Source organism: Actinomadura chokoriensis, assembly GCF_039529475.1.
Taxonomy (GTDB): domain Bacteria; phylum Actinomycetota; class Actinomycetes; order Streptosporangiales; family Streptosporangiaceae; genus Spirillospora; species Spirillospora bangladeshensis.
This window is the reverse complement of the sequence record NZ_BAAAMW010000078.1, coordinates 1-806: the sequence shown is the minus strand read 5'-3', so window position 1 is coordinate 806 and position 806 is coordinate 1. Positions and strand designations below refer to the sequence as shown.

The 806-nt window shown below is 72.3% G+C and carries 1 protein-coding gene; it reads right to left on the bottom strand.

Annotated elements, in window-relative coordinates; all coding sequences use genetic code 11:
- Positions 1-806 (bottom strand): hypothetical protein (locus ABFX46_RS43320; RefSeq protein WP_346050462.1); only part of this gene is annotated, 806 nt, incomplete at both ends.

Here is an 806-nt window from a genome sequence, read left to right as displayed (position 1 = left end):
ACGGTGTCGTTGGGAAGCGTCCGCACGGTGAAGTGCGCTGCGGCGAACTGGGCGGGACGGAAGTGGATGTCGCCCCACGTCCACACGCCCGAACCGGCGCGCAGGATGAACAGGTCGATCGGGCCGTAGCGGGTATGGGCGGCTGCGGCTGCGAAGGTGTCCGGGTCGGGGATGGCGGCGAGCGAGGCCAGTGCGGCGTGCCGGTCGTCCCAGTGGCTCGTGCTGGACGCGGCGGTGCGGTCGACCGCGATGTAGCCGGGCCAGGGCAGGTAGGCGAAGAGCCGTTCGTCGTAAGAGAGCGTGCGAGGCGCGGCATCAGGCCCGAGGACGCCTGTCACGGCGTCCTGGATCGGACGGACGGGGAACCAGCGGGTCTTGGGCTCGGCCGGTGCGTAGCGCGGGAGTGAGCCGCTGGGGAGTGGCTCGGTATGGGCGAGCACGGCATAGCGCTGGGTGCCGCGGGCGGCGGCCGGGTCGGTGGTCGGGGGCGTCCATGCCTGCCAGTAGGTGAACGCCGACCAGCCGATCAGCACCGCGATGGCCGTGGCGGCGGTGCCGTACGGGACGGTGTCCCGGGTGCCGAGGCGCCGCACCAGTCCGGGTACTGCGTGGGCGATCGTGAGGACGCCGGCGACGGCGAGCAGCACGATGATCATCCGGGCGGTGTGGTAGTAGAGGCCGGTGTGGCCGGTGACGATGTACCGGGCGGCGGCGACGGCGCGGTACAGGTAGGCGCCGCCGACCAGGCACAGCAGCGGAGTGGCCCACCAGACCGCCCGGCGGTACCAGATGATGCCCAGCAGCCC